Here is a 26,993-nt window from a genome sequence, read left to right as displayed (position 1 = left end):
ACATTAACTAGAACACGTTCTATGGAGGTTTGTGTGAAGACAGCTGACATCGTCGCGGTAGTGACCGGCGGCGCCTCGGGACTCGGCCTGGCCACGGTGCGCGAACTGCACGCGGCGGGCGCGAAGGTCGTTGTCCTGGATCTTCCGTCGTCCGACGGCAAGGCCGTGGCCGAGGAACTCGGTGAGCGCGTGGTGTTCTTGCCGGGTGACGTCACCAGCGAGGCGGACGTGACGGCCGCCCTGGACGCCGCCGCCGGACTCGGCACGCTGCGAATCGCGGTGAACTGCGCGGGAATCGGCAATGCCATCAAGACGGTAGGCAAGCAGGGCGCGTTCCCGCTGGAGGCCTTCACCAAGATCATCAACGTTAACCTGATCGGAACTTTCAACGTCATCCGCCTCGCCGCAGAGCGCATCGCGGCGGCCGAGGAGGTCGACGGCGAGCGCGGCGTCATCGTCAACACCGCCTCGGTGGCCGCCTACGACGGCCAGATCGGCCAGGCCGCCTACTCCGCCTCCAAGGGCGGCATCGTGGGCCTGACCCTGCCGGTGGCCCGCGACCTGGCCTCGTACAAGATCCGCGTCATGACCATCGCGCCCGGCCTCTTCCATACGCCCCTTTTCGCGACGCTGCCCGATTCAGCGATCGCGGCCCTGGGCGCACAGGTACCCCACCCCGCTCGCCTCGGTGATCCGAGCGAGTACGCGGCACTGGTCCGCCACATCGTGGAGAACCCGATGCTGAACGGCGAAACGATCCGCCTCGACGGCGCGATCCGCATGGCCCCGCGCTAGCAGCGTTTCGGGGAACCGGCCGAAGGTCGAAACCTCGGCCGTTCCCCGATTCTCGGCGTCGTCCCCCGCGCTCGCGGGGACCACACGATCGCGCCCGGCCTGTCGCACGCACCGCCGGGCTCATCCCCGCGCCGACAACGGCCGGACCGACAGTCGCGTGCGGGGCCGTCAGTGAGTTCGAATCGGCCTGCCAATCGCACCTCGGAGCAGGACCTTCGCCAGGCCGGCGTACCCCCGCAGGGCGGCGGCCGACAGGGCGAGGGAGAGCACGGTTTTCGTGTACGGCGCGGTCAGCGGGCGGCCGGCGAAGCGGTCGGCCACCCAGTTCTCCAGTAACGGGGCGGCGAGCAGGCCGAGGCCGATGTGCCCGCCGGTGAGGTCGCGGACGTAGTGCACCGCGGTGCCTTCGGCGCGATAGCGGTCCACCAGGCGGTCCACATTGCCGACCGAGATGATGAGGTCGTGTACGCCCTGCACCGCGAGCACCGGGAAGCGCGGCGGGTGATCGCCGGGTTGCAGATCGGTGAGCACGGTGCGGATGTGCGGCAGTGTGCGCAGGGCGGCGAGGGCCCCGCCGTCGAGGTCCTCCACCCGGGTCCCGGTGCCGCGCAGCATGATCGGGATGGTGGCGCTGGTCTCGGCGCGGTCGAGCAGGGCCTGCGACGGGCCGTCGAGATGCTCGCGCAGACCGCGGGCGAGGTCGGGATAGGCGCGGCGCAGGCCCGCCAGGCACAGTGTGGACAGGCCGCCGAACAGGGAACCGTTGAGCCGGAAGAAGGTCGATTCCAGATCCCCCACCGGGGACCCGATGGCGGCGGCGATGATATTCAGCTCGGGAGCGTAGGCGGCGGCCTCCTCCGCCGCCCACACGGTGGCCAGGCCGCCGCCCGAATAGCCCTGCAGGGCCACGCGAGTATCGGGCGGGCGGCCGAGAAAGGCGAGGGTGGCGCGCAATCCGTCGAGTACGCGATATCCGGGCTCCCGGGGTGCGCCGAAATGGCCTGCGGTGCCGACGTGATCGGGCACCGAGACGGCCCAGCCCCGGGTCAGCGCGTGCGTGATGAGCAGCAGTTCGAGTTGCGGCAGCGCGCCCAGAGCCTGCGCGCCGCGGCGAAACGCGTACGACGGCAGGCACTTCGAGGCGACCGCGTCGATGGCGCACTGATACGACACCACCGGGCGGGGCCGCCGCGGATCCGCGCCCCACGGCAGCAGCACCGTGGTGACCGCCGCCTCCGGCTTCCCGTTCAGATCTGTGCTGCGGAACAGCAGCTGCCAGGCCGAGATTCGCTGCGGTATCCGGCCCAGCAGGGCGAGTTCCACGGGCCGCGTGCGCAGTATCCGGCCGGGTTTCAACCGGGTCAGCGCCCGCGGCGAGCGGTAGAACGGATCGTCCTCCGGCAGTGGCGGTTCGGCCGGCTCGAGCCGGCGCGGACCGGCGACCTCCGCGGTGACCGGCGCGATCGCACCGGCCGGATTCGCACCCATGTTCTACCCCTTTCGAACTGCGGTTTCATCCGACGGCTGTCCGGGTGTCGTCCGCGCCCTCCCCCGCCACCAGGGCGAATCGCAGCTCGCTGCGACGCGCGACGGACAGTTTGCGATACACCCGGGTCAGGTGCTGTTCCACCGTGCTGGTGGTGATGTCGAGCTCGGCGGCGATCTCGCGATTGCGGCGGCCGTGCGCGGCCAGCTCGGCGACCCGGCGCTCGGCGGGGCTGAGCGCGTCCAGCCGGGCGGACGCGGGCACCGGAGCCGCGGCCGGTTCGGGCAGCGGCCGCACCCCGCGCAGGCGGCCGCGCAGCACCTGCGCGCCCGCCCCCTCGGCCAGGCGGGCGGCCTCCCGCAGCAGCGGCCGGGCCCGGTCCACATCGCCGATGGCGCGGTAGGCGTCGCCGAGATCGGTCAGCGCCGTCGCCAATTCCACCTCGTCGGCCCCGGCGCGCAGCAGCGCGACGGCCCGCCGCAGCAGCACCACCCGCCGATGCGCGTCGCTGGTGGCGGCCAGCAGCCGCAGCGCGGTGCCGCCGGTGTGATGGGCCTCCGCGCCGCCGATCAGATCCAGGTGCGCGGTGACGAAGGTCTGGGCCTGCCACTGCTGACCCAGCGCCAGCCAGGCGGCGGCCATCTGGGTGCGCCAGGGCACCAGCCAGGCGAAATCCAGATTCCACTCGTGCATGAGGTTGCCGCAGCGGCGAATGTGCCGCAGCGCGTCCTCCGGATGCCCGGTGGCCAGGCAGTGTTCCCCGTAGGCGCTCAGATACGGCAGCGCGAAACGGGATTCGAACAGCGCGCGCGGCACCGGGCGGCGCAGTTGCGCGGCCGCCTCGGCATGCTTGCCCTGGGCGGTGCAGGCGCGCACCAGCACGGCGATGGGGCGGCCCACCCACACGCCCAGGTGTTCGGCGGGCACCAGATTCAGGGCGAGCGTGGCGTATTCGGCCGCACCGGTGAGATCGCCCTTGCGCAGCAGTGTCTCCGCGCGGGCGGCGGCGAAGATGGACTGCCAGGTCGGCGCGGACCGCGCGGCGGCCTCGGCCAGCAGGGCGGCGCACCAGGCGTCGGCGGTGTCGAGCCGGTCGGAGTGGATCAGGCAGTCCACGGCGGCGACCAGGACCTCGACGGTGTCGAGGGTCAGGCGGTGCCCGGCCAGAATGCGCTGGGCCGCGGCGGCGATCTCGGCGGGCGGCTGCTGGGTCCACAGTGCGATGAGCAGCTCGCTGGCCTGGCGATGCGCCGAATTCTTCTGCGCCGGAGCGTATCCGCGCATCCGGGGGCGGCCGGTCATCAGCCGCGGATGGCCGGGCACCTGCGTCGGATGGGTGTATCGCAGCCAGGCGCACAGGAAATCGAGACGCGCGTCAGCGGCGGCGTCGCCCTCACCGCGATCCCGATCGATGAGGTTGAGCGCGTGATCGGCGTGCAGGGTGTAGCCGTGCCACAGCATGTGCAGCACGGTCGCGGGCAGGTCCGGACCGGGCACCCGGCCGGTGCGCAGCGCCGCCTTGAGCCGGCCGAAATTGCGGGTGCGATCGGAGGGGTTGATGCGCCACTCCACCGTCACCAGCCGCACCGCGATCCCGGCCCGGTCGTCGGCACGGCGGCTGGCGCGGTACGCCAGTTCCAGGCACTGCTCGGTGCGGTCGAGTTCGTCCACGCCCGTCGCCTCCCCGGCGGCCGTGAGCAGCACCCGCGCCGCCCACGAGCCGCGGGCGTCCCCGGCGGCGACCAGGTGCCGGGCCACGACGGTGGCGGGAAACTCGGTGCGATGCAACAGTTCCGCGGCCCGGCCGTGCAGGTCGCGAGCCTGTTCCTCGGACAGATCCGCCAGCAGGCGGGTGGCGATCGCGGGATGCGCACAGCGCTCCCCCGCGACCACCCCCAGCTCCGCCAGCTCCCCCAGTACCCGCTCGACGTCCTCGAGCTCCGTGCCGAGGAGCGCCGCCACCAGGCTCGCGGTGGCGGCCGGGCCCAGCACCGCCACCGCGCGCGCGATGCGTAGTCGCATCACATCGTCGCCGTGGAGCAATCCGGCGAGCGTCTCCTCGTCCTCTTCCGGTCGCCGTGGCCGCACGCCCGGGAGTGGGCGCGAACCACCGACGATCGCCATATGTTTCCGGTCCCCCCTGCTGACCGACCGCTGCATTCCATTCCCTTCATCGTGTACCGATGAGCCCGACTGAGGGATGGCACGGCGAGCTGAGGTGCGCTGGAGCGGCATCATTGCAGCGGTGGACGCTCGCGGGCGTCCGATTCAGCCGGGACACAACGTCTCCGGCAAACCGCCGGCGCGCCCCACTGCCCGCTGACGGCGGTCTACCGAATGAATTTCATTCCGCGCCAGTATATTTGGAATCCGCTCCCACGGCAGTCCCAGCGAGCTGCAGGGGCCGCGGACGGTAGGCTATACAGGCGGCGGCGGTCTCGTCGACCGCCAGGACGACCACCACCTGGGCATTGCCGAGCAGGCCGAGTTCGGCCGCGGCGACATAGGCGTGCACCGGGGCCGCGCTGTAGGGATCACCCGCGGCGGGGTCCACGCCCGCGACCGCCGCCGAGGGCACGCCCAGTCGGTAGGCCAGCCGCTCTCGGAAGCCGGGCACCGGGGCGGGCGCCAGCAACACCGCGGCGCCCGTGGCGAAGTCGTTGCGATCGAGGCCCTCGTCGACGAGGCAGTCCGCGACGACCTGCGCCGCGGCCTCGAGCGGATCGGCCGTGCCGGGTCCGAGCGACAGGGCCGCACGGCCCTCCAGGCCCGCCGCATCCAGATCCGCCCACGCGGTGGGCACCGCGTCCGGGGCGGCGCTGGTGTGCAGGCGGCCGAAACCGCCGGCCTCCGCCGAGGTGCGCAGCACCAGGGCGGCGCCGCTGGGCGTGTACGGGAAATCCGGCACATCACGCCGCAGCGACGGATGCGTGTCGCCCGCCAGCACCACCGCGTACTCCAGATCGCCGGCGGCGATGAAGCAGTCCACCGCCATGAGCGCGTGCACGACGCCGTTGGCGCCGTTCATCAGATCGAAGGAGAACGCGGGCACATCGCCGGACTCGTATTCCAGGCCGACCTCGAGGCGCTTCTGCAGCAGGGCCGCGACGGCGGGCTCGGCGATATTGCTGTCACGGAACACACCCGCGTTCACCACCAGGCCGACCTTGTCGGGCGACACTCCGGCCTGTTCCAGGGCTTTGCGCCCGGCGCGGGCGGCCAGCTCGAAGTAGCTGGCGGTATCGGCGTCGGTGCAGACCGCCGCGGAGACGATTTCGGTTGCCATACGTCATGCCTCCAGTCGGGAGATGGTCGCGGCCAGGTGACCCGAGACGACACCGGACGCCTCGGGAATAAGCAATACCTTGGAGCCCTTGGGGATTCGATCCTTGGCCAGGCTCTCGTGCAGTACCAGGAAGTGCGAGGTCGAGGCGGTGTTGCCGAATTCGGCGTAGACGTCCAGCAGCTGCGGCATCGGGGTGTCGAAATGCCGTTCCGTGAGCTGGGCGATGTAGTCGATGGCCGGACCGCTGAACTGGTGATGGATCCAGTAGTCGAACTTCTCGCTCTCCCAGGCCAGTCCGCGTTCCTTCATGAAATCCGCCATGCGGCTGATGCCCTGCAGGTAGCGGGATTCACTGGCCAGCGCCCGGTTGTCGGTGTACATGGCGATGCCGGTGGTCTTCTCACTCGGCATGCCGATGCAGTGTTCCGCGCCGGCGGAGGTGGTCATGAGCTCGATGTAGTGGATCTCGTCATTGTCGTCACCGCGGTTGTCGATCACGACCGCGACGGCGGCGTCGCCCACGGTGAGCGCGGCGAACTGGGGATCGTAGGGCTGGCTGATCTCCCGCGTGGCCGTCTCGGCGATGGGCGTGATCTGCTCGCCGCTGACCACCAGGCCATTGCGCACCACGCCGGCCTTGATCATGCGGTCCAGCAGCAGGCAGCCGGTGATCATGCCGGCGCAGGCATTGGACAGGTCGAAGTGCTTGGCCTTGGTCGCGCCGATCCTGTTGGCCAGCATGGTGGCGAAAGACGGTGCGTAGGTGTGGGTTCCCGGCCCGTTGAAACGGGTGATCGAGACCGAGATGACCACGTCGAGATCCGCGGCGTCGTAGTCGGAATGCTCGAGGCAATCGCCGATGGCCTGCAGGGCGAGTGCGAACGAGGATTCGTATTCTTCCGGATCGGAATTATAAACGTGCCGGTTCTTGATTCCGGTGATGCGCTCCAGATCCAGTGCCCTTGGCACCGAAAGGCTGGCGATCACATCCTCGGTGGAGCGGACGGTGCTGGGTGTGTACGCACCGATCGATTCGAAGCGTGTACGCATGGCCCCCTCTTCTCTGGCTTGTTTCGCGTTCGTCGAATTCTGGGGCGGCGAGCGGCAATCGGAATTCCCGAGGCCCATCCCACCGTTATCCAGAGGCCTCGATGCCGATTCGGATGCTACCGGTACTCACTGGTAACACTCCGGCTCCCGAGCCTCGTGAATCACCCTGAGAACACCCGAGTTTCAGTGCTTGCCAAGCCGAACACGCAGGTGGACAGTGGTCTACGGAATCTTTGCAGGGGTATCCGTATAGGGGTGTTGTAGGGGTTGCGCAAGAACTCGTGTCGGTACCCGCAGACACACCAAAGCTATCCTGACACAATCCAACGATATTGTGCGACAACACATTCCCAACTCTCTCGCGGTGGCGGAGCCGGATGGCGTGCGGTACCCTCACCCCAACTGCTCATCGCATTCATCGACATTTCAGGGGGCAGTGTGTCGCATTCCGTATCCATCATTTCCGCACCCGCGATAGCGATTGCTATTCGAATTCGCGTGCGCTCGAAATTCTCCGAGGTGATGCAGTGACCACCACCACGACCTACTGGCGTGCACTCGACCGGTTCCGCGATATCGTCGCCGAACATCCCGATCGGGAAGCGGTGATCTATCCCAAGGGACGGACCAGCGCCGGGCTGCCGGAATACACGCAGATCACCTACGCCGAGCTGGATGCTTGGTCGGACGCCATCGCGGAGAACTTCACCGCGGCCGGCGTCACCCGGGGTATGCGGACGATCGTGCTGGTGCGGCCGGGGCCGGAGTTGTATGCGGTGCTCTACGGGTTGTTCAAGATCGGGTCGGTGCCGGTGGTGATCGATCCGGGCATGGGGTTGTTCAAGATGCTGCGCTGCCTGCAGGCCGCGCAGGCCGAGGCGTTCGTGGGCGTGCCGGAGGCGCAGGCGGTGCGGATCGTGTTCCGCGCCTACTTCCGCAAGGTGAAGGTGGCCGTGACCGTCGGCCGGTGCTATTGGCGGGGGCCGACGCTGGAGAGCTGGGGGCGCAAACCCGCTGCGCCGCTGCCGGATCGAGAGCCCGCGCCGGACGATGATCCGCTGCTCATCGCCTACACCACCGGCAGCACCGGGCCCGCCAAGGCCGTGGTGCTGACGCACGGCAATCTCAGCGCCATGATCGGGCAGGTGGACGCGGCGCGCGATCATATCGCGCCGGGCACCTCGCTCATCACCGCGCCGGTGGCGGGCATTCTGGAGTTGCTGCTCGGATCGCGGTGCGTGCTACCGCCTTTGATCCCGTCCAAGGTGGGCGCCACCGATCCGGTGCACGTGGTGGACGCCGTGCAGCGGTACGGGGTGCGGACCATGTTCGCCTCGCCGGCGGTGCTGATTCCGCTGCTGACCCATGTGGAGGAGACCGGAGCGAAGCTGGCCACGCTGGACAGCATCTACTCCGGCGGGGCGCCGGTGCCCGATACCGTCATCGCGCGACTGCGCAAGGTGCTGCCCGAGGACGCGCGGGTGTACTCCGGATACGGGGCCACCGAGGCGCTGCCCATGGCGACCATCGAATCCCGGGAGCTGCTGGGCGATCTCGTCGAGCAGGCGCGGCGCGGCAAGGGCGTGTGCGTGGGCAAGCCCGCCCTCGACGTGCGGGCGCGGATCATTGCCATCACCGATGACCCGCTGCCCACCTGGGCCGATGTCGAGGCGCGGTCGGCGGATCTGGCGAAATCGCGCGGAATCGGCGAGCTGGTGGTGGCCGGGCCGAATGTGAGCACCCGCTACTTCTGGCCGGAGAAGGCGAACCTGGTCGGCAAGATCGTCGACGGGACGACGGTGTGGCACCGCACCGGCGACCTGGCCTGGCTCGACGAGCAGGGTCGAATCCGCTTCTGCGGGCGCAAGAGTCAGCGGCTGGACACCGCGGACGGGCCCATGTTCACGGTACAGGTGGAGCAGGTGTTCAATACCGTGCCGGGCGTGGCGCGGACCGCGCTGGTCGGCATCGGGAAACGGGGCGCGCAACGGCCGGTGCTGTGCGTGGAACTCGAGGCGGGCGCGGATCAGGAGGCCGTCGAGGCGAAGCTGCGGCGGCGGCGCGAGGAGTTCGAGATCGCCGCGCCGGTGACCGGATTCCTCTTCCATCCCAAGTTCCCCGTCGATATCCGGCACAACGCCAAGATCGGGCGGGAGAAGCTCACGGTCTGGGCGACCAGACAGCTCAATGCGAAGGAGAAGTGATGAGAATCCTGATCTCGCGGTCGATTTCGCTGTTCGATCGGGTGCTGGTGACGGCCGGGCTGATCGTGGGGGCGCGGCTGCTGCTCGTCATGGCCGTGGACGAGCTGGCGAGCCGGCGGGCCCTCGGAGCCGGCGCACGGGCCAAGGCGCTCACCGCCGGGCCGACCATGACCAGCGGACTGCAGGAGGTGCCGTGAAGGCATTGGTGACGGGGGCGTCGGGGTTCCTGGGCGGCGCGCTGGCGCGGCGGCTGGTGCGCGACGGTGAGTACGAGGTCGCGATTCTGGCACGGCCCACCAGTAATCTGCGCGATCTGGAAGCGGTGATCGACAAGATCGAGATCATTACCGGCGATCTCGCCGACGCCGATTCCCTGGAGCGGGCCGTGGCGGGCGTGGATGTGGTGTTCCACAGCGCCGCGCGGGTGGACGAGCGCGGCACGCGCGAGGTGTTCTGGGCCGAGAATGTCGCCGCCACCTCGCGGCTTGTGACGGCGGCGCAGGCGGCGGGGGCCTCGCGATTCGTCTTCATCTCCAGTCCGAGCGCCCTGATGGATCGCGATGGGGGCGATCAGGTCGATATCGACGAGTCGGTGCCGTATCCGACGCGGTACCTCAACTACTACTGCGAGACCAAGGCGGCGGCCGAACGGCTGGTGCTGAAGGCGAATACCGAGGGGTTCACCACCTGTGCGCTGCGACCGCGCGCCATCTGGGGTGCGGGTGATCGCTCCGGACCCATCGTGCGGCTGCTGGATCGCGCCAAGGCGGGCACGCTGCCGGATCTGTCCGGCGGCAAGAACGTATACGCCTCGCTGTGTCACGTGGAGAATATTGTCGAGGCCTGCGTCAAGGCGGCTGCCGGCGACAATGTCGGCGGCAAAGCGTATTTCATCGCCGATGCCGAGAAGACCGATGTGTGGCCGTTCCTGAGTCGGGTGGCGATCGAACTCGGCTATCAGCCACCGCGCCGCAAGCTCGACCCGCGCGCGGTGAACGCCGTGGTGTGCGTGATCGAAAACCTCAGGCGGATACCGTATCTGGCCAACCGCTGGACTCCCCCGCTGTCGCGGTATTCGGTGGCGGTCATGACCCGGACCGGGACCTACGATACCGGCGCGGCCACCCGGGATTTCGGATACCGACCGGTCGTAGATCGCGATTCGGGCATGGCTCAATTGCAATCGTGGATCCGGACAGGAGAATCCAACGCGCAAATAACACGCTGACCAGCGAACGGGCGCTGCCGGACCAAAACTTGTGTTACGCACGGTACCGGCTAGCATGGACTGCATTACCGCTCATCGGGTATGTCTACCGAGACAGCGCGATGAGCGGAGGCGCAGTGCCGCACCGCTACTCAATGAGGAGAGCGCCCGATGCCGGTGTTCGATTTCCACGGCGTATCCGTCGCATACGACCACGCCGGATCGGGTGATCCGATCTTGTTCCTGCACAATATCGGCGGTGACCGCCGGATCTGGTCCAGCCAGGTGCAGTCCCTGACCCCCACCAACAGCGTCTTCGCCCTGGACCTCTTCGGCTACGGCGAATCCGACACCCCCGCCGACGGCTACACCGTCGACAACTACGTTCGCCTGGTCTCCGACTTCATCGAATCCCGGGACCTGCGCAATGTCACCCTGGTCGGCAACTGCTTCGGCAGCGCCCTGTCCCTGCTCTACGCGCGCCGTTCCCCCCGGCGAGTGCGCTCCCTCGTGCTGTGCAGCCCCTTGACGGCCGCCACCCTGCGCCCCACCCCGACCGGTTGGACCGCCCGCACCGCCTCCCGCCTCCCTCTGGACCCCCTGACCAGCGCCATCAGCGTCCCCGGCCTCGCCGCCGGCTGGGTCGTCCGCGAACAGCTCGGCCCCCGCGGCCGCAATATGGACCCGGACACCTTCGCCGCCCTCCGCCGCCGCTGGTCCGAACCCCGCCGCCTGCTCCCCCCGGCCGCCATAGCCCGCGACCTCCCCAAACTCTCCGTCCTCGACACCTTCCGCCCCACCCCCGGCTTCCCGCCCATCACCACCATCTGGGGCGCCAAGAACCGCATCCTGTCCGCCAAAGCAGGCGCCCGCCTCAACGAAACCCTCTGCCCCACCCGCGCCATCCGCCTCCCCGACTGCGGTCACCTGGTCATGATGGAAGACCCGGACACCGTCACCTCAGCCATCCGCTCCGCCGCCCGCACCGCCCTGGCCAGCTGACTCCTGCCCCTCGCCCCCTGCGTCCGCCGGGCGCAGGGTGAGCCTGGCCAGCACGGCCGCAGCTTCACGCCGACTGCGCACCCGGATGAATTCGATATGTCGGTATGCCGGTTCCCGCTCCGCTCGGAGATACCTCTCACGATTCCTGGCATGGGTAGTCCACGCCCACAGGATCACCGACTGCTCAGGATCGAGCGAGAACATGTCCCGCAGTCGCTCCCGATTGCCATTCCACAACTCCCGCCGCATGACCCAACGCCCGACGGTCCGCGTAATGATCTGCCACATGACGAGAGGCCGCGGCAGGTCCAACCAGATCACCGTATCGGCACGCTGCCACACCAGATCCCCGAGCTTCCCGTGATAGTTGCCGTCCACCACCCAGGCGTCCCGCGCGATCCGGTCGGCCACCGCAGCCCGGAATTCCCCCTCGGGCATGGGCGTCCACCCGGGCTGATGGTGAATGGCATCGAGCTCGATGTACGGAATCCCCAACCGCCGCGAAATCTCCCGCGCCAGTGAGCTTTTCCCGGACCCGGAAGTCCCCACCACCGAGACTCGACGCACCATGTTCGACCAGCCGATACTGATCAGCCGAAGTGGCAGACGTAGTGCACCGGCTCGAGGACCTCGATCTGGAACGAGGAGTTGCCGGGCACGGAGAACGACTCGCCACCCTTGTAGGTGATCGTCTCGTCCGCACCGGCGAGGGTGACCTTGCACTCGCCTTCGAGGAGTTCCATGATCTCCGGGGCGCCGGTGTTGAACGTCAGGGTCGCGGGGAGGATGACGCCCACGGACTTGCTGGTGCCGTCGGCCAGCTCGATATTGTGGCTGACGCACTTGCCGTCGAAGTAGACATTGGCCTTCTTGGTGACGGTGACGTTCTCGAACTTCATGCCGGTGGGGAGCCTCTCGGGTCGGGGTGGACCGACCCAGGCGGGCGGTCTCGAACCCGCTGATCGTACTCGGCGGCTGCGGGGGCGCCGCCCGGCACGGTCCCGCCGGGCGGCCATCAAGTGGCGTGATCGGTCATAAACCTGGCGGCGACTATCACGAACAGCGGGTGGAAACCGGGCGTACAGTCGGAGTCTGTTCGGTGGCCGCCGCACGCGAGGATTGCCGATGAAGGTTTCGAATCGATTGCGTATCAAGCGAATCGGTGTGATCGTCGCGGCGGCGCTGGCGCTCGTCCCGGCACTGCCGGCACCGGCGGATCCGGTGACCGAGGAGCCGCTGGTAGCGGATACACCGACCGTGGGCACGCAGGTGGATCCGGTGTATGTGGTGCAGAACCTGCTCATGTTGTTGCAAGGGTATGGGCGGGATTGGAACGATCCGGCACTGGTGCAGTTCTGGGTGCAGCATTTCGGGAGTCTGCCGGGGCGAGCCGGGCAGAGTCTGGCGGCAATGCTGGATCCGGGGCAGTACCAGGGGGAAGAGGGGCAGCAGCGGTTGCGGGACACCGTGCAGAAGCTGATCGACAGCACGGTGCATTTCCTGCCGAATCTGGCGGGGGCGCAGTTGGCGCCGGGCGATCCGCGGTATGTGCCGGATTGGAACGGGAACGGGGTGTTCGGGGAGGTCGCGGACAATTCCTTGGATGGTGATGCGCTGGACGTGGATTCGGCGGGGAATGTGGGGGCGGTGGCGCGGTTCCGGTATCCGTGTGTGGAGCCGGGGGATGTGGTGTTGTACGAAACACGGGACGGCACTTGCGTTTCCGGGGATGCGGCGGGAGCGGAGTTCAAGTTCGGGGAGGCGCGCAAGGTTCAGATCGTGAATGCGCGGGGGTTGCGGCTGGCGGCGACCATCATGCTGCCGGAGGAGGCGCTCGACCCGGAGCCGGGGCGCACCTTCCCGATGACGGTGTTCAGCGATGGGGCGATCGCCTTGCAGTCCACCTATTACGCCTGGTCGATGCAGGCGGTGCGGCGCGGGTACATCGCGCTCACCTATGACGAAGCGGGACAGGGCGCCAGCGACGGCACCGCCTTGGATCTCGTCATTCCGTACAACACCCCGCACTGCTTCGCATCCGGGCCGTGCCGCGATATCGAGGATGTCATGCGCTGGGTGACCGGCGCGGACATTCTGCCCGCACCCGATACGCAGACCCTGCTGGGCGACACCTCCAGCCTGGTGAATTTCTGGAATACCGTGCACATTCCGCGCCTGGGGCAGCGATACGACCCGGCTTACGCTCCGGCGGGCGACAATTCACCCAACCCCATCCGGGACCTGGTCGATACCACCAGGATCGGGGTGTGGGGCCATTCCATGGGATCCATCGCCACCAGCCATTACCTCTGGTCGGTCGGGCAGGGGCAGGGCATGGACGGCCGCCCGGTACCCAAACCTGCGGCGGCGGTCCTGCTGTCCGGCTTCGAGCCGTCGCTCGCGGATGTGCCGACCCAGATCCAGACCTCCGACAACGACATCCCCGGCCTCACCAGCGGCGGCATCTTCCCGGTCAACGACTTCGACGTCTTCGGCGCGCACATCGGTTTCGATCCCACCGACGGTGCTCTCGGCGGCAAGTCCTGGTACGACTGGATCCGCCGCAACCGCACCGGCACCGCGCCGCTGCAGTTCCTGACCCTGGAGGGCGGCAGCCACTACGACACCGTCGGCGTCGGCATGCTCTTCCCCCGCACCCTGGAATCCTGGCGCACCTCGATCAACTATTCCGTCGACTGGTTCGACTGCAATATCGAGAAGGACGGCGACGCCTGCGCGCGCGTGGTCACCCCCGATCCGGCCATGTCCAAAGCCGTCGCGGTCGAGGTCTCCCCGCAGGGCCCGTCCGGCCCGAGCTACTGCGTGACCGTTCCCACCCAGCAGACCCTGCTCACCTTGCTGCTCGGGCCGCTCAAGACCTTCCTGAGCGGAATCTACGGCGAGCCCGCACCGCAACCCTGCGTCGCGGGCCGCCCGATTCCCTTGTACCCGTGAGGATTCCCGCCGGTCAGGCCGCCGAGGTCACCCGGTACACGTCGTAGACGCCCTCCACATTGCGCACCACGTTCAGCAGGTGACCCAGGTGCTTGGGATCGCCCATCTCGAACGTGAACTTCGAAATGGCCACGCGGTCACCGGAAGTCGTCACCGCGGCGGAGAGGATATTGACCTTCTCGTCGGCGAGGACCTTGGTGACATCCGACAGCAGGCGGGTCCGATCGAGCGCCTCGATCTGAATGGCGACCAGGAACACCGAGGACGGCGACGGGGCCCATTTGACCTCGATGATCCGTTCCGGTTCCGCCCGCAGCGAATCCGCGTTGGTGCAGTCGGTGCGGTGCACGCTGACCGCGCCGCCGCGGGTCACGAAGCCCATGATCTCGTCGCCGGGCACCGGGGTGCAGCACTTGGCCAGTTTGGACACTGTGCCGGGCGCGCCCGGAATCTCCACGCCCGCATCGCCGGTGAGCCGCTGCCGCGACGGCACCGTGGACGGGGTGGAGCGTTCGGCGAGCTCGTTCTCGACATCGCTGACACCGCCGAGCTGTGCCATGAGCCGCTGCACCACATGGTGCGCCGAGACCTGGTTCTCACCGACGGCGGCGTACAGCGCCGAGATATCGGTGTAGTGCAGTTCGTGGGCCAACGCCGTCATGGCGTCCACGCTCATCAACCGCTGCAGCGGCAGACCCGAGCGCCGGACCTCCTTGGAGATCTGCTCCTTACCGGCCTCCAGAGCTTCCTCGCGGCGTTCCTTGGCGAACCACTGCCGGATCTTGGCCTTGGCGCGCGGCGACACCACGAAGTTCTGCCAGTCGCGGCTGGGGCCGGCGTTCTGGGCCTTGGAGGTGAAGATCTCGACGACCTCACCGTTCTCCAGCTGCCGTTCCAGCGCGACCAGGCGCCCGTTGACGCGGGCGCCGATGCAGCGGTGGCCGACCTCGGTGTGCACGGCATAGGCGAAGTCCACCGGGGTGGACTTCTGCGGCAGCGTGATCACATCGCCCTTGGGGGTGAACACGAATATCTCGGGCGATTTCAGGTCGAAGCGCAGCGACTCCAGGAACTCCGCCGGGTCCGCCGCCTCGCGCTGCCAGTCGAGGAGCTGACGCATCCACGCCATATCGTCGACTTCGGTGGAGTCGTTGGAATGCTTGCCGCGGGTCTCCTTGTACCGCCAGTGCGCGGCGATGCCGAACTCGGCGGTGCGGTGCATGTCCTGGGTGCGGATCTGCACCTCCAGGGGCTTGCCGTCGGGCCCGACGACCGTGGTGTGCAGCGACTGGTACACGCCGTACCGCGGCTGGGCGATGTAGTCCTTGAACCGCCCGGCCATGGGCTGCCACAGCGAATGCACCACGCCGACAGCGGCATAGCAGTCGCGCACCTCGTCGCAGAGGATGCGGATGCCGACCAGGTCGTGGATGTCGTCGAAGTCCTTACCCTTGACGATCATCTTCTGGTAGATCGACCAGTAGTGCTTGGGCCGGCCCTCGACGATCGCCCGGATGCGGCTCGCCTCCAGGGTGTTGACGATCTCGGCGCGCACCCGCGCCAGATAGGTGTCGCGCGAGGGCGCGCGATCGGCCACCAGGCGCACGATCTCGTCGTACTTCTTGGGGTGCAGGATCGCGAACGCGAGATCCTCCAGCTCCCATTTGACCGTCGCCATACCCAGCCGGTGCGCCAGCGGCGCGATCACCTCGAGGGTTTCGCGCGCCTTCTTGGCCTGCTTCTCCGGCGGCAGGAACCGCATGGTCCGCATATTGTGCAGCCGGTCGGCGACCTTGATCACCAGCACGCGCGGGTCGCGGGCCATGGCGATGATCATCTTGCGGATGGTCTCGGCCTCGGCGGCCGCGCCCAGATTGACCTTGTCCAGCTTGGTCACGCCGTCGACGAGGTGCGCGACCTCCTGCCCGAACTCATTGGTCAGATCCTCGAGCGCGTACCCGGTGTCCTCGACGGTGTCGTGCAGCAGCGCCGCCACCAGCGTGGTGGTGTCCATGCCGAGCTCGGCGAGGATATTGGCCACTGCCAGCGGATGGGTGATGTACGGGTCGCCGGACTTCCGGAACTGATGCTGGTGCTTCTCGTCGGCGACATCGAAAGCCCGTTGCAGCAGAGCCAGATTCGCCTTCGGATACAACTCCCGGTGCACGGTGGCCAAGGGCTCCAGCACCGGCTTCACGGCCGCGATCCCACGCTGGCCGGTCATCCGCCGCGCCAGCCGCGCGCGCACCCGGCGCGAGGCGGACGTGGGCACGGCGGTCGGGGCATTACGCGGCGGCGTACCACCGGGCTGCGGGGCGGCGGACTCGCCATTGCCCGATTGCCCGGCATTCGCCTTTTCCAGGTTCTGCGTCATGCCACCACCTCTCCGGCCTCGATCGGGTTACCCTATCGGACCGTTCAACCTCCCAGACCACCCACTTTAGTCCGAGATCCGTTTCGAGAACGGGACGCGGATCCGCCCCGGTCGGGCGCGGGTCGGGGATTGAACGATACTCGCTACCGCAGGCTCTTCGAGGCCGCATTGCGTCCGGATTGCTCCGGGTGCGCGTTCGCACCCCCGAACCGGTCTTCGCACCCCTACCGGCCGGTTCGCACAGCGGTGCGGGGACTCCCTATTAATAGGAGTCCCCGCACCCCGCGCACCTCACCCGACCGGGCTGTCGGTGAGCCCGTCGGCGGACAACTCGACCCGGCGGGTGACCCCGATCTCGGCGAGGAACCGCGGATCGTGACTGACCACGATGAGCGCGCCCTGGAAACTCGCCAGCGCCTCGGTGAGATGCCGCAGGCTCGGCAGATCCAGGTTGTTGGTCGGCTCGTCGAGCAGCAGCAGCTTCGGCGCGGGATCGGCCAGCAGCAGCATGGCCAGCGCCGCCCGCAGGCGTTCCCCGCCCGAGAGCGCACCGGCCGCCACATCGGCGTCGCCGCCGCGGAACAGGAAGCGGGCCAGCCGGGCCCGGATCTGTTCCGGCAGCGCGTGCGGCGCGGTGGCCGCCACATTCTCGAACACCGACTTGTCCTCGTCGAAGACGTCCAGCCGCTGCGGCAGCATGCGGAAGGGCACCTTCGGCGATTCGGCGCAGATGCGATGCAGCAGCGTGGTTTTCCCGGCCCCGTTGCGACCGGTGAGGGCGATCCGCTCCGGTCCGCTGACCTTCAGGCTCACCACCGGACCGTTGGCCAGCACCACCCGCTTCAGATCGATCACGTCCTGTCCCGGATACAGCCGGGTGCCGGGCAGATCGACCCGGATCTCCCGATCGTCGCGCAGCTTCTCCTGCGCCTCGGTCAGCACGTCCTTGGCATCGTCGAGCTTTCCGATGTGGTTGTTGCGCAGCTTGCCCGCCGACACCTGGGCCTGCCGTTTGCGTTCGGCCATCACGATTTTGGGTTCACGCTTCTGATCCCACATCTTCTGTCCGTACCGCAGCCGCCGGTCCAGCTTGATCCGCGCCTCGACCAGTTCGCGCGCCTGCTTCTTGACGTCGCTGCGCGCATCCCGGACGGCCGCCCGCGCGGCCTCCTGCTCGGCCTCGATGATCTGCTCGTATCTGCTGAAATTGCCGCCGAACAACCGGATCTCGCCCTGCCGCAATTCGGCGATGGCATCCACCCGCTCCAGCAGCTCCCGGTCGTGGCTGATGGTGAGCACCGTCCCGGAGAACTGCCCCACCACCTCGTAGAGCCGTTCCCGCGCAACCAGATCCAGGTTGTTGGTGGGCTCGTCCAGCAGCAGCACATCCGGCTCGCGCAGCAGTTCCGCCACCAGGCCGAGCAGGACCGTCTCGCCGCCGGAGAGCGTCTCCAGCCGGCGATCCAGCTGCCCGACATCGTCTGCGACGTAATGCAACCCGAGCCGCCCGAGCAGGGCCACCGCGCGCTCCTCGATATCCCAGGCGGCGCCCACGATATCGAAGTCGCTCTCGGCGCAGTCCCCGGATTCGATGCGGTGCAACGCCTTCCGGATCTCGGCGATGCCGAGCACCTCGTCCACCCGCTGCCCGCCCGACAGCCCGAGATCCTGGCGCAGATAGCCCAGCCGCCCGGGCACCGTCACCGATCCGCGCACCGGGCGCAGTTCGCCGATGATCAGCCGGAAAAGAGTGGACTTACCGGCGCCATTGCTGCCGACGAGACCGAGATGACCCGACCTCAGAACGGCGTCGAGCCCGTCGAAGACAGGGGTGCCATCCGGCCACGCGAAGGTGAGATCGGAAATAGAGACAACAGGAAATGACATGCGGACCTCCCAGGGGTAAGCGCGAAGAATGCGGCGCGCGATGCGGGCCGCTCGGCGGTTACCTCAGGAAATCAACGCATGGGCTCCGATCAGGAGGGTATGAGAACGACAACGAGGTTAATCAATCCCAATGAGACTGCGCAAGGGGATATTTCGTGTGACGGCACACACCGCTCCGGGCACGTGCCGATGCGCCATCGGATGCCTGCTCCGATGGCGCACCGTCGCCGTGATCACGCGAGCGGCGCAGGCGCGGCGAGCGTCAGCTCGGCGGGTTGCCCTCCTGCGATGGCTGCCAACACGACAGCGGGGGGCCCGGCGGATAGTTCAGCGTCCATCCGATCCCCGCGCCGATCGCCGCACCGATCAGAGCGCCGGGCAGCGCACTTCCGGTGCCGCCGATGACGCCGCCGACCAGCGCGCCGATCAGCGCATTGCACTGGCGCATGGCCACGTCGTCCTCGGGCGTGAGGACCTCGACGCGAGCGGGCTCATCCTGGACGGATATCCCGGATGGGTCCGTGACGGGCACTCCGACCGGGTCCGCGCCGGCAATGCCGGCCGTGATCGCCGTGACACCAACCGCGAGCACGGCGGTTGCTGCAAATCGTTTGATTTCCATCGCTCCTTCTTCCGTGCTGGTAGGAGCGGCTGCCGCATACCGACCTCAGCAGCCGGACAGCTGAGTCATGCGTACCAGACGGGGCGCCGGGCCCGCGTCGCTTCGGGGATTTCTTGATCATCCAGCCACTGGGTCGTGACCAGCGGATTCCCGCGTACCGGCGGTCCTATTGCCCGATGCGGCGCGCCTTCATGCCATTGAGCAGGGGAACCTCCGCGACCTTGCCGTTCGGTTCGGCGTGCAGCATGCGCCCGTTGCCCAGGTAGACGCCGACAGTTGCCGGACCTCGGTCACCGAAATTGCCGAATACGAGGTCACCGGCCTGGGCTTTGAGCAGCGGAACCTCCACGCCGCGCTCCCACTGCTGTTCGGCGGTGGTGGGGAGGGTGATGGTGCCGCCGCTGGCGGCGAAGACCGCGGCGGAGGTGAATCCGGCCTCGTCGAAGCCGCCATGGCTGGGCCCCTGCGGGCCGCCGCCGCCGAAGACGTAGGGGGTGCCGCGCCAGTCGTTGGCGGCCTCGACGACCTGCGGTCCGAGGTCCTCGTCGGCATCGGGAATGAACCGGCCGCCGCTGCCCATACTGCGGAAACCCGCTTCCGCCGCAAGGATTCTCGCGACATAGGGGCGGGTTTCGCTGAAGTGGGCGGCGTACTGGTTGGGCATGCCGCCCGAGGCCAGCACCGCGCCTTCGCCGGCGTTGTATGCGGCCACGGTGAGCTCGGTGAGATCGCCGGTGACCTTGCCCTCCTCCAGCCAGCCCTGCACGGTGGCGGCAATGGTGCACATGTACCGGCCCTGCCCGATGATGGCATCCCCGTCGTCCCAGACGCTGGCGACGCCATTGCCGTCGGCGTCGATGACATAGGGCTGGCCGTCGGGGGCCAGCGAGGCCGCCGTGCCGGGCAGGAACTGGGCCAGGCCCTGGGCGCCCGCCGGAGAGGTCAGGCCGCGGCGGAAGCCGGATTCGGCCTGGCCCTGGGCGGCCAGCAGCGAGGAGGAGATCTGCGGGCACAGCGATCCGGCGCGGCGGTACCAGACCTCGAGTTCGGGCGGCACCTTGCCGGAGGCGAGATTGCCGCCCGCGGTGCCGAATCCGTTGTCGCAGTATGGCGTACTCGGCACGGGCAGGCTGGAGCCGCCCAGCCAGGCAATGGGATCCACCTGGGAGCCGCCGGTGAGGCGCCCGCCCGGGACGACCTCGAAATGCAGGTGCGGGCCGGAGGATTCGCCGTCATTGCCGACATTGGCGATGTGCTGGCCCATGGTGACCACATCGCCGACCCGCACGAAGATCTCTGAGGCGTACATGTGCCCGTAGACCGTCGAGTAGCGGCGCGCGCTCTCGTCGAGCGAGTCGATGACCACCCAGTTGCCGAAGCCCGACGCCGCGCCGGAGGCGACCACCAGACCGTCGGAGGCGGCGTAGATCGGGGTGCCCGAGGCGGCCGCCATATCGATGCCGAGGTGTCCGCCGCCGCGCGAGCCGAACACATCGGAAATCGTGAAAGTGCCCTCCGCCATGGGGTATTGGCGACGCCCCAGGCTATTGAGCAGGCCCGCCTCGTTCACCGCGGCATTCTGCGCGGCCAGCGAGACGCTCGGCGGCGCGGCGACGGTGGAGGTGGCGGCGGCCGCCTTGATGGTCACCTGCACGCGGTCCTGGTGGTTGCGCGCCGCATCGCCGCGATCCTCGAGGGGCCGCCACTGGATGCCGGCGGCCGCCTCGGGAGTCCAGCTGCGCTGCTTCCAGATCACGTAGTCGACCTGGAAGGCGGCGGCGTTCTCCTGGAGGAAGGCCACGATCTGATCGCCCTTGGCCTGATCGTCGCCCACAATGAACTCCACGGCGCGTCCGGCCCGGTGATCCGGGTAGTCGTCATCGGGAATGACCCCGCGCATATCCATCATTCCGAAGCGGGCGACCACACAGCGCAGGGTGCGCAACGCGCCGTCCTGCAGGCCATCCTCGGCCGGTGACCCGGTGGCCGGGCAGGTGGGTTCGGTACGCGCGGTGGTGGCCGCGGGAATCAGCGGCGTGCCGGGCGCGCAGCCCTCTTCGGTGGCGGGCAGGATGATGACCAGCACCAGGGTCACCAGGGCCAGGGCGGTACCGAATACCGCGCCGACGAGGACCTTGGGCCTCACGCCCGGACGCTCACGGCCGCCGCGGTTATCACCCGGACATCATGCCATGTCTCGCGCCGAGGATGAGGTTGCCCGACACGCGCTTTCACCTCCCCCGCGTGTCGCTCGAACGCGCCCGTCGCACCGTTTATTCGGTGACATTCAACGGGCATCCTGGGCATATGCCGTATGTCGCCCGCAACGAGGCCACCGCCGCCCGCATCATCGGGATGGTCGGTGCAGTGTTCGCCCTGATAGAGGGCCTGTACATCTTGATGCTGGTGCTGGATGCCGATCAGACCAATCGGTTCTTCCAGTTCATCAAGTCGCTCGCCGAGCCGCTCGCGCTGTTCTTCCCGGGATTGTTCAAGACCGGCAACGCGGATCTCGACATCATCCTCAATTACGGTCTGGCGGCGATCTTCTGGCTGATCGTCAGCGGATTTATCGCCCGGGCCATAGCAAGATAGCGAGCACCGTGCCCGCTACAGGTCGGCGGCGCGCAGATCGAACGCGGTGAGAGCCGCGGCGAACAAGGGCGTGTGCTCGGAGCGGCCGGGATCGTATCCGGTGAGGGCGGCGATGCGGTTCAGGCGGTAGTTGAGCGTATTCCGGTGCACCACCAGCGACTCCGCGGCGGCCACGCGATTCTGGTCGTGGGCCAGGAAGGCGCGCAGCGCGTCCATCAGATGCGGATGCTCGGTCAGCGGGGCGAGCAGGCCCAGCAGCCAGGCGCTCGCCGGGCCGGGGCGGGCGAACTGATATTGCAGGGCGAGATCGGACATCCGGTACACGCCGGTCGGGCGGCCCAGGCCCAGCGCCAGGCGGGCGATCTCCCCGGCCTCCTCCGCGCGCACGGGCACCTCGGCAGCCGCTGCGGCGGTGGCCATTCCGGCGATGACCCGGACACCGGCCGCCGCGGCGATACGGCCCACCGCGGCCTCCAGGCGGGCGGGCGATTCACTCGACGGCACCAGCACCCAGCCGCCGGCGCGGTCCAGCAGGGTCAGCGCCTGCGGGGACAGGGCGTCGATCTCCCCGTGGATGACCCGCATGGCCGGGCGCACGCCGTCGGCGGTGGCTGCGGCGTCGGCGGTGCGCAGCGCCAGCACGTGCTGGCCGCCGAGCGGGATGCCGAAACGCTCGGCCAGCAATTCCACCGGTTTGCCCTGCAACAGCGCCTGCGCGAGCGTGCGTTTGGCCTCGCGCTGTTCCCAGTGCAGGTCCTGGCGTTCGCGCAGATACGATCCGGCGACCCCGGGAATGACCGCGCCCAGATACTCCAGCAGTCGCGGGACCGCGGCGAGCAGTTCCTCCCGCTGCCCCTCGCTCTGCGCGGCGGCGGACAGGAAGTTCCAGGCCGCCAGCGCGCCCCGGTGATACACCGACAGCACGGCATCGAGCGGAATGCCTTCGCGCGCACGGCGAACCGCGACATCGATCATATCGTCGAGATCCCCGGCGCGCGGTGCGCGGCCCTCGGTCAGCAGGCGCAGGAACAGCCGCAGATTGTCCTCGGCGCGGTGCACCAGATCCTGTTCGACGATCTCGTGCGGCAGCTGCTCGTAGTCCGGGACGCTGCGCACGACCTCGGCCATCACCGCGCGAGCGACCGCGGGCAGGTTGGCGACGACGAAGTCGGCGAAGGGCAGGGCCGGATCCCCCGATGCGGTGTTCACCTTCGACATTGTTGCCCCGAACCAACGAGTCCGCAGCGCAATGCCACGGAACTGGACGATTCCGCCGTTCGCCAACCGGAATCCTGTCATTCGAACAAAAGCCGTGCCGCAACCCTGATTCCGCGCACAGAGACCGCGACCACCCTCGTCTGAGACGGTTGATGCCCACATCGCCGTGCACGAGAAAGAGATTCGATGACATCACGCAGTTGGGGACGGCTGCTCGCGACCGGTGTCGCCCTGGGCCTGCTGTTGGCGGCGGCGCCGGTGAGCGCCGGGGCCGAGCCGATTCGGGAGGTCGCGATCGAGCCGCCGCCGGCGGTCACGCTGCCGCCGGAATTCGACGAGTTCTACGCGCCCGAGGCCGGGCTGGTGGCCGCGGCGCAGCCCGGTGAGATCCTGCGGGCGCGGCGGATCATGCCGGCGTACTTCGGGTTCGTGCACCTGAATGTGGATGCCTGGCAGCTGCTCTACCGGACCAGCAACAGTTTCGGCGAGGCCATTGCCACGGTCACCACCGTGCTGGTGCCCAAGGCGCCGCCGCCCGAGGGCGGGCGCAAGCTGCTGTCGTATCAGATCGCCGAGGACAGCGCCGCGCAGTATTGCGCACCGTCGTATGTGATCCAGTCCGGGGCAATCCCTTTCGACTACGTCAATGCCGCCGAGGTGCTGATTCCCATCGCGGCCGGGGTCGGTGAGGGCTGGACGGTGGCGCTGCCGGACTACGAGGGCCCGAAATCGTCCTATGGCACGTCCAAATTGAATGCGCAGACCACCCTCGACGGCATTCGGGCGGTCGAGAACTTCGCGCCCGCACAACTGTCCGGACCGGATACCCCGACCGCCCTGTGGGGGTACTCCGGCGGCACCGTGCCCTCCTCCTTCGCCGCGGAGATCGCCCAGACCTACGCGCCGGAACTGAACATCGTCGGCATCGCCGCGGGCGGGGTCGCGGCGGCCGATTTCGCGACGGCCTTGCGGCACAACAACAGAGGGGTCTACACCGGCCTGATCATGGGGGTGTTCGCGGGCATCTCCAACGAGTACCCCGAGGTGCGGGAGATGTTGCGCAACAGCATCGTCGACCCGGTGAGCCAGGTGCTGCTGGCGTCGAAACACCTGCTGTGCCATCCCATGGGGACCGCGCTGGTGCCGTTCTACGATTATCTCGGCGCGTTCCAGGGCGATCCGTTCCAGCATCCGGCCGTGCAGCGGTTCCTGGCGGAGAACTCGCTCGGGCAGGCGACGCCGAATATGCCGGTGTACATCTATCACGCGCAGTTCGACGAGATTCTGCCCAATGCGGGTGTGGACCGGCTCGTCGACAAGTACTGCGCCGAGGGCGCGCCCAGCGTCACCTACGAACGGGAGCTGGTGGGCGAGCACATATCCGGCGTCGCCGCGCAGTTGCCAGGGGCCGTCAAGTTCCTGCGGGACCGGCTCGATGGCGTGCCCGCCGCACCGGGCTGCGCGATCAGCAGTCCCACGTTCGTCATGGCGGAGCCGCGATTCTGGCAGACGGCGGCGGAAGTCCTGCCGACCGCGCTGGCGGCATTGCTGGGGCAGGCCATCGGAACCGGCCGCTGACCGGTCCGTTTCGATCGGTGCGCAGCGGGCATCACCCGGATATGCCCTACATGTACCGAACCCGTGAGGGCGCAGGGGCCCGCATTATTGCGGGCGTCGGTGCCCTATTCGCCCTCATCGAGGCGATCTACATTCTCATGCTCGTTTTCGAGGCGGACCAGGCGAACCGGTTCTTCCAAGGCATCAGATCCTTGGCCGAACCGCTCGCACTGTTCTTCCCCGGACTGTTCCACACCGGTGACGACAAACTCGACATTGTCGTGAATTACGGCCTGGCCGCGGTGTTCTGGCTGGTGGTCGCCGGATTCATCGCCCGATTGCTGGACTGACCGGCGACCCGCCGGCTAGTCCAGCTCGACGATCGATGTCAGCGGGTAATCGCCCTGCCGGTCCCGGCCGCCCAGGAAACTCAGCTCCAGCACCACGGCGGCCGCCACCACCTCCGCGCCGGCCGCCTTGAACAGCTCCGCCGCCGCGGCCAGGGTGCCGCCGGTGGCGAGCACGTCATCGAGCAGCAGCACCCGCCGGCCCGCCAGGTCGATGCCGTCGCCCGGGATCTCCAGTGCCGCCGAACCGTATTCGAGGGTGTACTCGCGCGAGATGACCGGCGGCGGCAGCTTGCCGGCCTTGCGCACCGCGATGACGCCGGTGCCCAGTACCGCGGCCACGCCCGCGCCCAGCAAGAAGCCGCGCGCGTCCACACCGGCCACCAGGTCCGCGTCCGGCGCGCAGGCGGCGAAGCAGTCCAGCACCGCGCGGAAGCCGTCGGCGTCCGCGAAGACCGGCGTCAGATCGGCGAATCGCACGCCCGGGGTCGGGAAGTCGTCGTGCCAGCGGGTCAGCCGCTGCACCGCGTCCGCGGCGCGCGCACTGCGCTCCCCGGCGACCTCGGCGGTCTCTGCCATCTCGTGCTTGCTCATCTGCACCTACTCCTCGTCACCAACGCCGCCACGGCCCTCACCGTTTCAGTACCCAGCGATCCATATTCCATCCCGCGCCCGCGCGTGTCGGGCTGGCGATGCCGTTCTCCATGCCGTCGCCGAACGCGATGGTGCGCGGGGTGGCGAACAGCGGGATGGACGGCATCTCACTCCACAGCAGATTCTCCTGCTCGGTCAGCAGGTTCAGCACGGTGGCCGAATCCTGCTCACCGGCAAGCTGATCCGCGATGGCATCGTAGCGACCATTGCCGAAGCGGCCGTAATTCAAACCTTGCGCTGTGTGCAAGGCCGCAATCGCGTCGGTGCCGGTGAGCGAACCCGACGGGCCGGGCATGGCGGCGGCGCCGCCGAGCACGGCGTCCACCTTGCCCTCGGCCAGCTGGGCGGCGGCGAAATCGGGCGCGCCCGCGTCGACCACATTGATACCGGCCGCCTTGCACGACTCCGCGATCATCGACACGGTCTGCGCCCGCCGCTCGTCCGGCGCCACATAGCCGATGCGCACGGTGGGGTTCTGCACCCCGGAGGCTTTCAGCGCCTGGCCGGCGGCCGCGGCGTCGGCGTTCTCGTAGCGGTCGGCTGCACCGGTGACCGCCGAGTAGTACAGCGAGTCCTGTTGCAGGGTGCGGGAATTCAGCGGTCCCGCACCGAGCGCGGAGTCGGCGTCGAAGCCCGGATGCCCGAGCTTGTCGAACAGTGACTGCCGGGGCGTGCACAGCGCGAGCGCGCGGCGGGCCTCGGTGGAGCTGAAGACGCCGCCGGTGCTCAGGGTCAGCGTTTCGGCGCCGCGGCCGGGCACACTGCCCCCGCTGAACCCGTCCAGACTCACCTCGCCGAGGGATCCGGCGCCGATGTCGAGCACACCGATCGCGCCGTCGCCGACCTTCTTCTTCAGGTCGGAATTCTTGTCCCACACCACGATGCGCGGCGTCTTGGCGGCATTGCCCCACCACTTGTCGTTCTTCACCAGGACCAGGCCGTCGTCCTTGCTGAACGATTCGACCCGGTACGGACCCGAGGACGGCAGCGCCGACAGATCCAGCTTGCCCGGGGTGAGAATCCAGCCGGTGTTCCAGAAGTCGGCGATGCGCTCCATGACGGCCTGATCACCGGTCGTGATGGCCTGCACCAGATTCGGCACCTTGGCCGCCGTGGCGACCACGTGCGCGGGCATGATCTCGGTGGCATTGAACAGCGTCTTCCACGCCGAATAATGCTTGCCCGGACGGAAGGTCACCGTCGCGTCCTTGGACCCGGCCTGGCATTCCACCCGCTCGATATCGCGATAGCCGAGCGTGGAGGCGGCATCGAACATCGGAATCGGGCCGCCCGGACCGGCTTTGGTGAACCGGCCCGAGCGCGCCGCCCAGGCCAGCACCAGATCGTCGCACGAGGTGGGGGTGCCGTCGGAGTAGACGCCGTCCGGATTCAGCCGGTACTGGATGGTCTGCGACTCCCCCGGCACCTCCTTGGCGGTGCCGGTATCGGTGTCGGCCACCGGCTGCCCGTCCGGGCCGGTGTAGAAGAACCCGGTCAGCACGCGCGAGAACACCGCCGCCGCACCGCTATTGGCGCCCAGCGTGCTGCCGCCGTTGTAGCTGGCGACCGCCGTGTCCACGCCGTAGCCGATGGAGGGCACCTGGTTCTTGCCCGCGCAACCGGCCAGCGCGCCGGCGCCCAGCACCCCCGCCGCGGCCACGATCAGGCCACGGCGGAGCAGGGCGCGGGGGCCGGCGGTCCGGCCGATCGATTCGCTGTCTCGCCGTCCCACCGTTGTCGACCCCCTGCGCATG

General features: G+C 68.5%; 22 protein-coding genes. 9 read left to right on the top strand and 13 right to left on the bottom strand.

Annotation, left to right across the window (positions count from 1 at the left end; all coding sequences use genetic code 11):
- The first annotated feature begins 33 nt into the window (after nucleotides 1–33).
- A complete protein-coding gene (locus ACYQ5L_RS15175; RefSeq protein WP_459958019.1) occupies nucleotides 34–795 on the top strand; it encodes a 3-hydroxyacyl-CoA dehydrogenase in 762 nt (253 codons plus the stop codon).
- A 168-nt stretch (nucleotides 796–963) separates the two neighbouring features.
- Here the strand turns inward: ACYQ5L_RS15175 and ACYQ5L_RS15170 are convergent, their stop codons facing one another.
- The 4 genes from ACYQ5L_RS15170 to ACYQ5L_RS15155 all read right to left on the bottom strand — a co-directional run bounded on the left by ACYQ5L_RS15170 (nucleotide 964) and on the right by ACYQ5L_RS15155 (nucleotide 6,617).
- Nucleotides 964–2,283, bottom strand: coding sequence for a lipase family protein (locus ACYQ5L_RS15170; protein WP_459958018.1), 1,320 nt, complete (start codon nucleotides 2,281–2,283; stop codon nucleotides 964–966).
- Between the two features lie 25 nt (nucleotides 2,284–2,308).
- Nucleotides 2,309–4,369, bottom strand: a complete 2,061-nt coding sequence (locus ACYQ5L_RS15165; protein ID WP_459958017.1) for a LuxR C-terminal-related transcriptional regulator — start codon at nucleotides 4,367–4,369, stop codon at nucleotides 2,309–2,311.
- A gap of 256 nt (nucleotides 4,370–4,625) precedes the next feature.
- On the bottom strand, nucleotides 4,626–5,567 hold the full coding sequence (locus tag ACYQ5L_RS15160) for a beta-ketoacyl-[acyl-carrier-protein] synthase family protein (protein ID WP_459958016.1): 942 nt from the start codon (nucleotides 5,565–5,567) through the stop codon (nucleotides 4,626–4,628).
- Between the two features lie 3 nt (nucleotides 5,568–5,570).
- Entirely contained in the window at nucleotides 5,571–6,617 is a 1,047-nt protein-coding gene (locus tag ACYQ5L_RS15155; RefSeq protein WP_459958015.1) for a 3-oxoacyl-ACP synthase III family protein, read from the bottom strand.
- Between the two features lie 527 nt (nucleotides 6,618–7,144).
- On the opposite strand from ACYQ5L_RS15155, the gene ACYQ5L_RS15150 reads away from it, so the two are divergent.
- The 4 genes from ACYQ5L_RS15150 (at nucleotide 7,145) to ACYQ5L_RS15135 (ending at nucleotide 11,030) form a co-directional block, all read left to right on the top strand.
- A complete protein-coding gene (locus ACYQ5L_RS15150; protein ID WP_459958013.1) occupies nucleotides 7,145–8,821 on the top strand; it encodes a fatty acid CoA ligase family protein in 1,677 nt (558 codons plus the stop codon).
- Nucleotides 8,821–9,018, top strand: coding sequence for a hypothetical protein (locus tag ACYQ5L_RS15145; protein ID WP_459958012.1), 198 nt, complete (start codon nucleotides 8,821–8,823; stop codon nucleotides 9,016–9,018). Before ACYQ5L_RS15150 ends, ACYQ5L_RS15145 begins: the two co-directional genes overlap by 1 nt.
- Entirely contained in the window at nucleotides 9,015–10,049 is a 1,035-nt protein-coding gene (locus tag ACYQ5L_RS15140; RefSeq protein WP_459958011.1) for an NAD-dependent epimerase/dehydratase family protein, read from the top strand. The genes ACYQ5L_RS15145 and ACYQ5L_RS15140 overlap by 4 nt, the downstream gene beginning before the upstream one ends.
- A 150-nt stretch (nucleotides 10,050–10,199) precedes the next feature.
- Nucleotides 10,200–11,030: an alpha/beta fold hydrolase gene (locus ACYQ5L_RS15135; protein WP_459958009.1), complete on the top strand. Its 831-nt coding sequence runs from the start codon at nucleotides 10,200–10,202 to the stop codon at nucleotides 11,028–11,030.
- Here ACYQ5L_RS15135 and ACYQ5L_RS15130 read toward each other — a convergent pair.
- Entirely contained in the window at nucleotides 10,989–11,600 is a 612-nt protein-coding gene (locus ACYQ5L_RS15130) for a P-loop NTPase family protein (RefSeq protein WP_459958008.1), read from the bottom strand. The genes ACYQ5L_RS15135 and ACYQ5L_RS15130 overlap by 42 nt on opposite strands.
- Before the next feature lie 20 nt (nucleotides 11,601–11,620).
- Nucleotides 11,621–11,929, bottom strand: coding sequence for a pyrimidine/purine nucleoside phosphorylase (gene ppnP, locus ACYQ5L_RS15125; RefSeq protein WP_459958007.1), 309 nt, complete (start codon nucleotides 11,927–11,929; stop codon nucleotides 11,621–11,623).
- A gap of 226 nt (nucleotides 11,930–12,155) precedes the next feature.
- On the opposite strand from ppnP, the gene ACYQ5L_RS15120 reads away from it, so the two are divergent.
- Nucleotides 12,156–13,985, top strand: coding sequence for an alpha/beta hydrolase family protein (locus tag ACYQ5L_RS15120; protein ID WP_459958006.1), 1,830 nt, complete (start codon nucleotides 12,156–12,158; stop codon nucleotides 13,983–13,985).
- 13 nt (nucleotides 13,986–13,998) lie between these two features.
- On the opposite strand, the gene ACYQ5L_RS15115 is transcribed toward ACYQ5L_RS15120, so the two are convergent.
- The 4 genes from ACYQ5L_RS15115 to ACYQ5L_RS15100 all read right to left on the bottom strand — a co-directional run bounded on the left by ACYQ5L_RS15115 (nucleotide 13,999) and on the right by ACYQ5L_RS15100 (nucleotide 21,014).
- Entirely contained in the window at nucleotides 13,999–16,359 is a 2,361-nt protein-coding gene (locus ACYQ5L_RS15115) for a RelA/SpoT family protein (protein ID WP_459958004.1), read from the bottom strand.
- A gap of 291 nt (nucleotides 16,360–16,650) precedes the next feature.
- Nucleotides 16,651–18,246, bottom strand: a complete 1,596-nt coding sequence (locus ACYQ5L_RS15110) for an ABC-F family ATP-binding cassette domain-containing protein (protein ID WP_459958001.1) — start codon at nucleotides 18,244–18,246, stop codon at nucleotides 16,651–16,653.
- A gap of 262 nt (nucleotides 18,247–18,508) precedes the next feature.
- Nucleotides 18,509–18,868 (bottom strand): hypothetical protein, encoded by a 360-nt coding sequence (locus ACYQ5L_RS15105; RefSeq protein WP_459957998.1) that lies wholly within the window; start codon nucleotides 18,866–18,868, stop codon nucleotides 18,509–18,511.
- 166 nt (nucleotides 18,869–19,034) lie between these two features.
- Nucleotides 19,035–21,014 (bottom strand): peptidoglycan DD-metalloendopeptidase family protein, encoded by a 1,980-nt coding sequence (locus ACYQ5L_RS15100; RefSeq protein ID WP_459957994.1) that lies wholly within the window; start codon nucleotides 21,012–21,014, stop codon nucleotides 19,035–19,037.
- Nucleotides 21,015–21,082: 68 nt separating this feature from the next.
- On the opposite strand from ACYQ5L_RS15100, the gene ACYQ5L_RS15095 reads away from it, so the two are divergent.
- Complete coding sequence (locus tag ACYQ5L_RS15095) at nucleotides 21,083–21,463, top strand: hypothetical protein (RefSeq protein ID WP_459957992.1); 381 nt, start codon at nucleotides 21,083–21,085, stop codon at nucleotides 21,461–21,463.
- A 15-nt stretch (nucleotides 21,464–21,478) separates the two neighbouring features.
- Here the strand turns inward: ACYQ5L_RS15095 and ACYQ5L_RS15090 are convergent, their stop codons facing one another.
- Nucleotides 21,479–22,672, bottom strand: a complete 1,194-nt coding sequence (locus ACYQ5L_RS15090; protein ID WP_459957989.1) for a PucR family transcriptional regulator — start codon at nucleotides 22,670–22,672, stop codon at nucleotides 21,479–21,481.
- 195 nt (nucleotides 22,673–22,867) lie between these two features.
- On the opposite strand from ACYQ5L_RS15090, the gene ACYQ5L_RS15085 reads away from it, so the two are divergent.
- A complete protein-coding gene (locus ACYQ5L_RS15085) occupies nucleotides 22,868–24,259 on the top strand; it encodes a lipase family protein (RefSeq protein ID WP_459957987.1) in 1,392 nt (463 codons plus the stop codon).
- A gap of 50 nt (nucleotides 24,260–24,309) precedes the next feature.
- Nucleotides 24,310–24,588 (top strand): hypothetical protein, encoded by a 279-nt coding sequence (locus ACYQ5L_RS15080; RefSeq protein WP_379195160.1) that lies wholly within the window; start codon nucleotides 24,310–24,312, stop codon nucleotides 24,586–24,588.
- A gap of 15 nt (nucleotides 24,589–24,603) precedes the next feature.
- Here the strand turns inward: ACYQ5L_RS15080 and ACYQ5L_RS15075 are convergent, their stop codons facing one another.
- A complete protein-coding gene (locus tag ACYQ5L_RS15075) occupies nucleotides 24,604–25,179 on the bottom strand; it encodes an adenine phosphoribosyltransferase (protein ID WP_459957984.1) in 576 nt (191 codons plus the stop codon).
- Between the two features lie 37 nt (nucleotides 25,180–25,216).
- Nucleotides 25,217–26,992 (bottom strand): ABC transporter substrate-binding protein, encoded by a 1,776-nt coding sequence (locus tag ACYQ5L_RS15070; RefSeq protein WP_459957982.1) that lies wholly within the window; start codon nucleotides 26,990–26,992, stop codon nucleotides 25,217–25,219.
- Nucleotide 26,993 lies beyond the last annotated feature (1 nt).

Source organism: Nocardia sp. IFM 10818, from assembly GCF_054655275.1.
This window is presented reverse-complemented; position numbering and strand designations above follow the sequence as displayed.

Excerpts from the sequence above, each read along its gene's own strand:
- ACYQ5L_RS15170 (WP_459958018.1), bottom strand. The coding sequence starts at position 2,283 with ATGGGTGCGAATCCGGCCGGTGCGATCGCGCCGGTCACCGCGGAGGTC.
- ACYQ5L_RS15160 (WP_459958016.1), bottom strand. The coding sequence starts at position 5,567 with ATGGCAACCGAAATCGTCTCCGCGGCGGTCTGCACCGACGCCGATACC.
- ACYQ5L_RS15155 (WP_459958015.1), bottom strand. The coding sequence starts at position 6,617 with ATGCGTACACGCTTCGAATCGATCGGTGCGTACACACCCAGCACCGTC.
- ACYQ5L_RS15145 (WP_459958012.1), top strand. The coding sequence starts at position 8,821 with ATGAGAATCCTGATCTCGCGGTCGATTTCGCTGTTCGATCGGGTGCTG.
- ACYQ5L_RS15135 (WP_459958009.1), top strand. The coding sequence starts at position 10,200 with ATGCCGGTGTTCGATTTCCACGGCGTATCCGTCGCATACGACCACGCC.
- ACYQ5L_RS15130 (WP_459958008.1), bottom strand. The coding sequence starts at position 11,600 with ATGGTGCGTCGAGTCTCGGTGGTGGGGACTTCCGGGTCCGGGAAAAGC.
- ppnP (WP_459958007.1), bottom strand. The coding sequence starts at position 11,929 with ATGAAGTTCGAGAACGTCACCGTCACCAAGAAGGCCAATGTCTACTTC.
- ACYQ5L_RS15120 (WP_459958006.1), top strand. The coding sequence starts at position 12,156 with ATGAAGGTTTCGAATCGATTGCGTATCAAGCGAATCGGTGTGATCGTC.
- ACYQ5L_RS15115 (WP_459958004.1), bottom strand. The coding sequence starts at position 16,359 with ATGACGCAGAACCTGGAAAAGGCGAATGCCGGGCAATCGGGCAATGGC.
- ACYQ5L_RS15110 (WP_459958001.1), bottom strand. The coding sequence starts at position 18,246 with ATGTCATTTCCTGTTGTCTCTATTTCCGATCTCACCTTCGCGTGGCCG.
- ACYQ5L_RS15105 (WP_459957998.1), bottom strand. The coding sequence starts at position 18,868 with ATGGAAATCAAACGATTTGCAGCAACCGCCGTGCTCGCGGTTGGTGTC.
- ACYQ5L_RS15085 (WP_459957987.1), top strand. The coding sequence starts at position 22,868 with ATGACATCACGCAGTTGGGGACGGCTGCTCGCGACCGGTGTCGCCCTG.
- ACYQ5L_RS15080 (WP_379195160.1), top strand. The coding sequence starts at position 24,310 with ATGTACCGAACCCGTGAGGGCGCAGGGGCCCGCATTATTGCGGGCGTC.
- ACYQ5L_RS15075 (WP_459957984.1), bottom strand. The coding sequence starts at position 25,179 with ATGAGCAAGCACGAGATGGCAGAGACCGCCGAGGTCGCCGGGGAGCGC.
- ACYQ5L_RS15070 (WP_459957982.1), bottom strand. The coding sequence starts at position 26,992 with ATGCGCAGGGGGTCGACAACGGTGGGACGGCGAGACAGCGAATCGATC.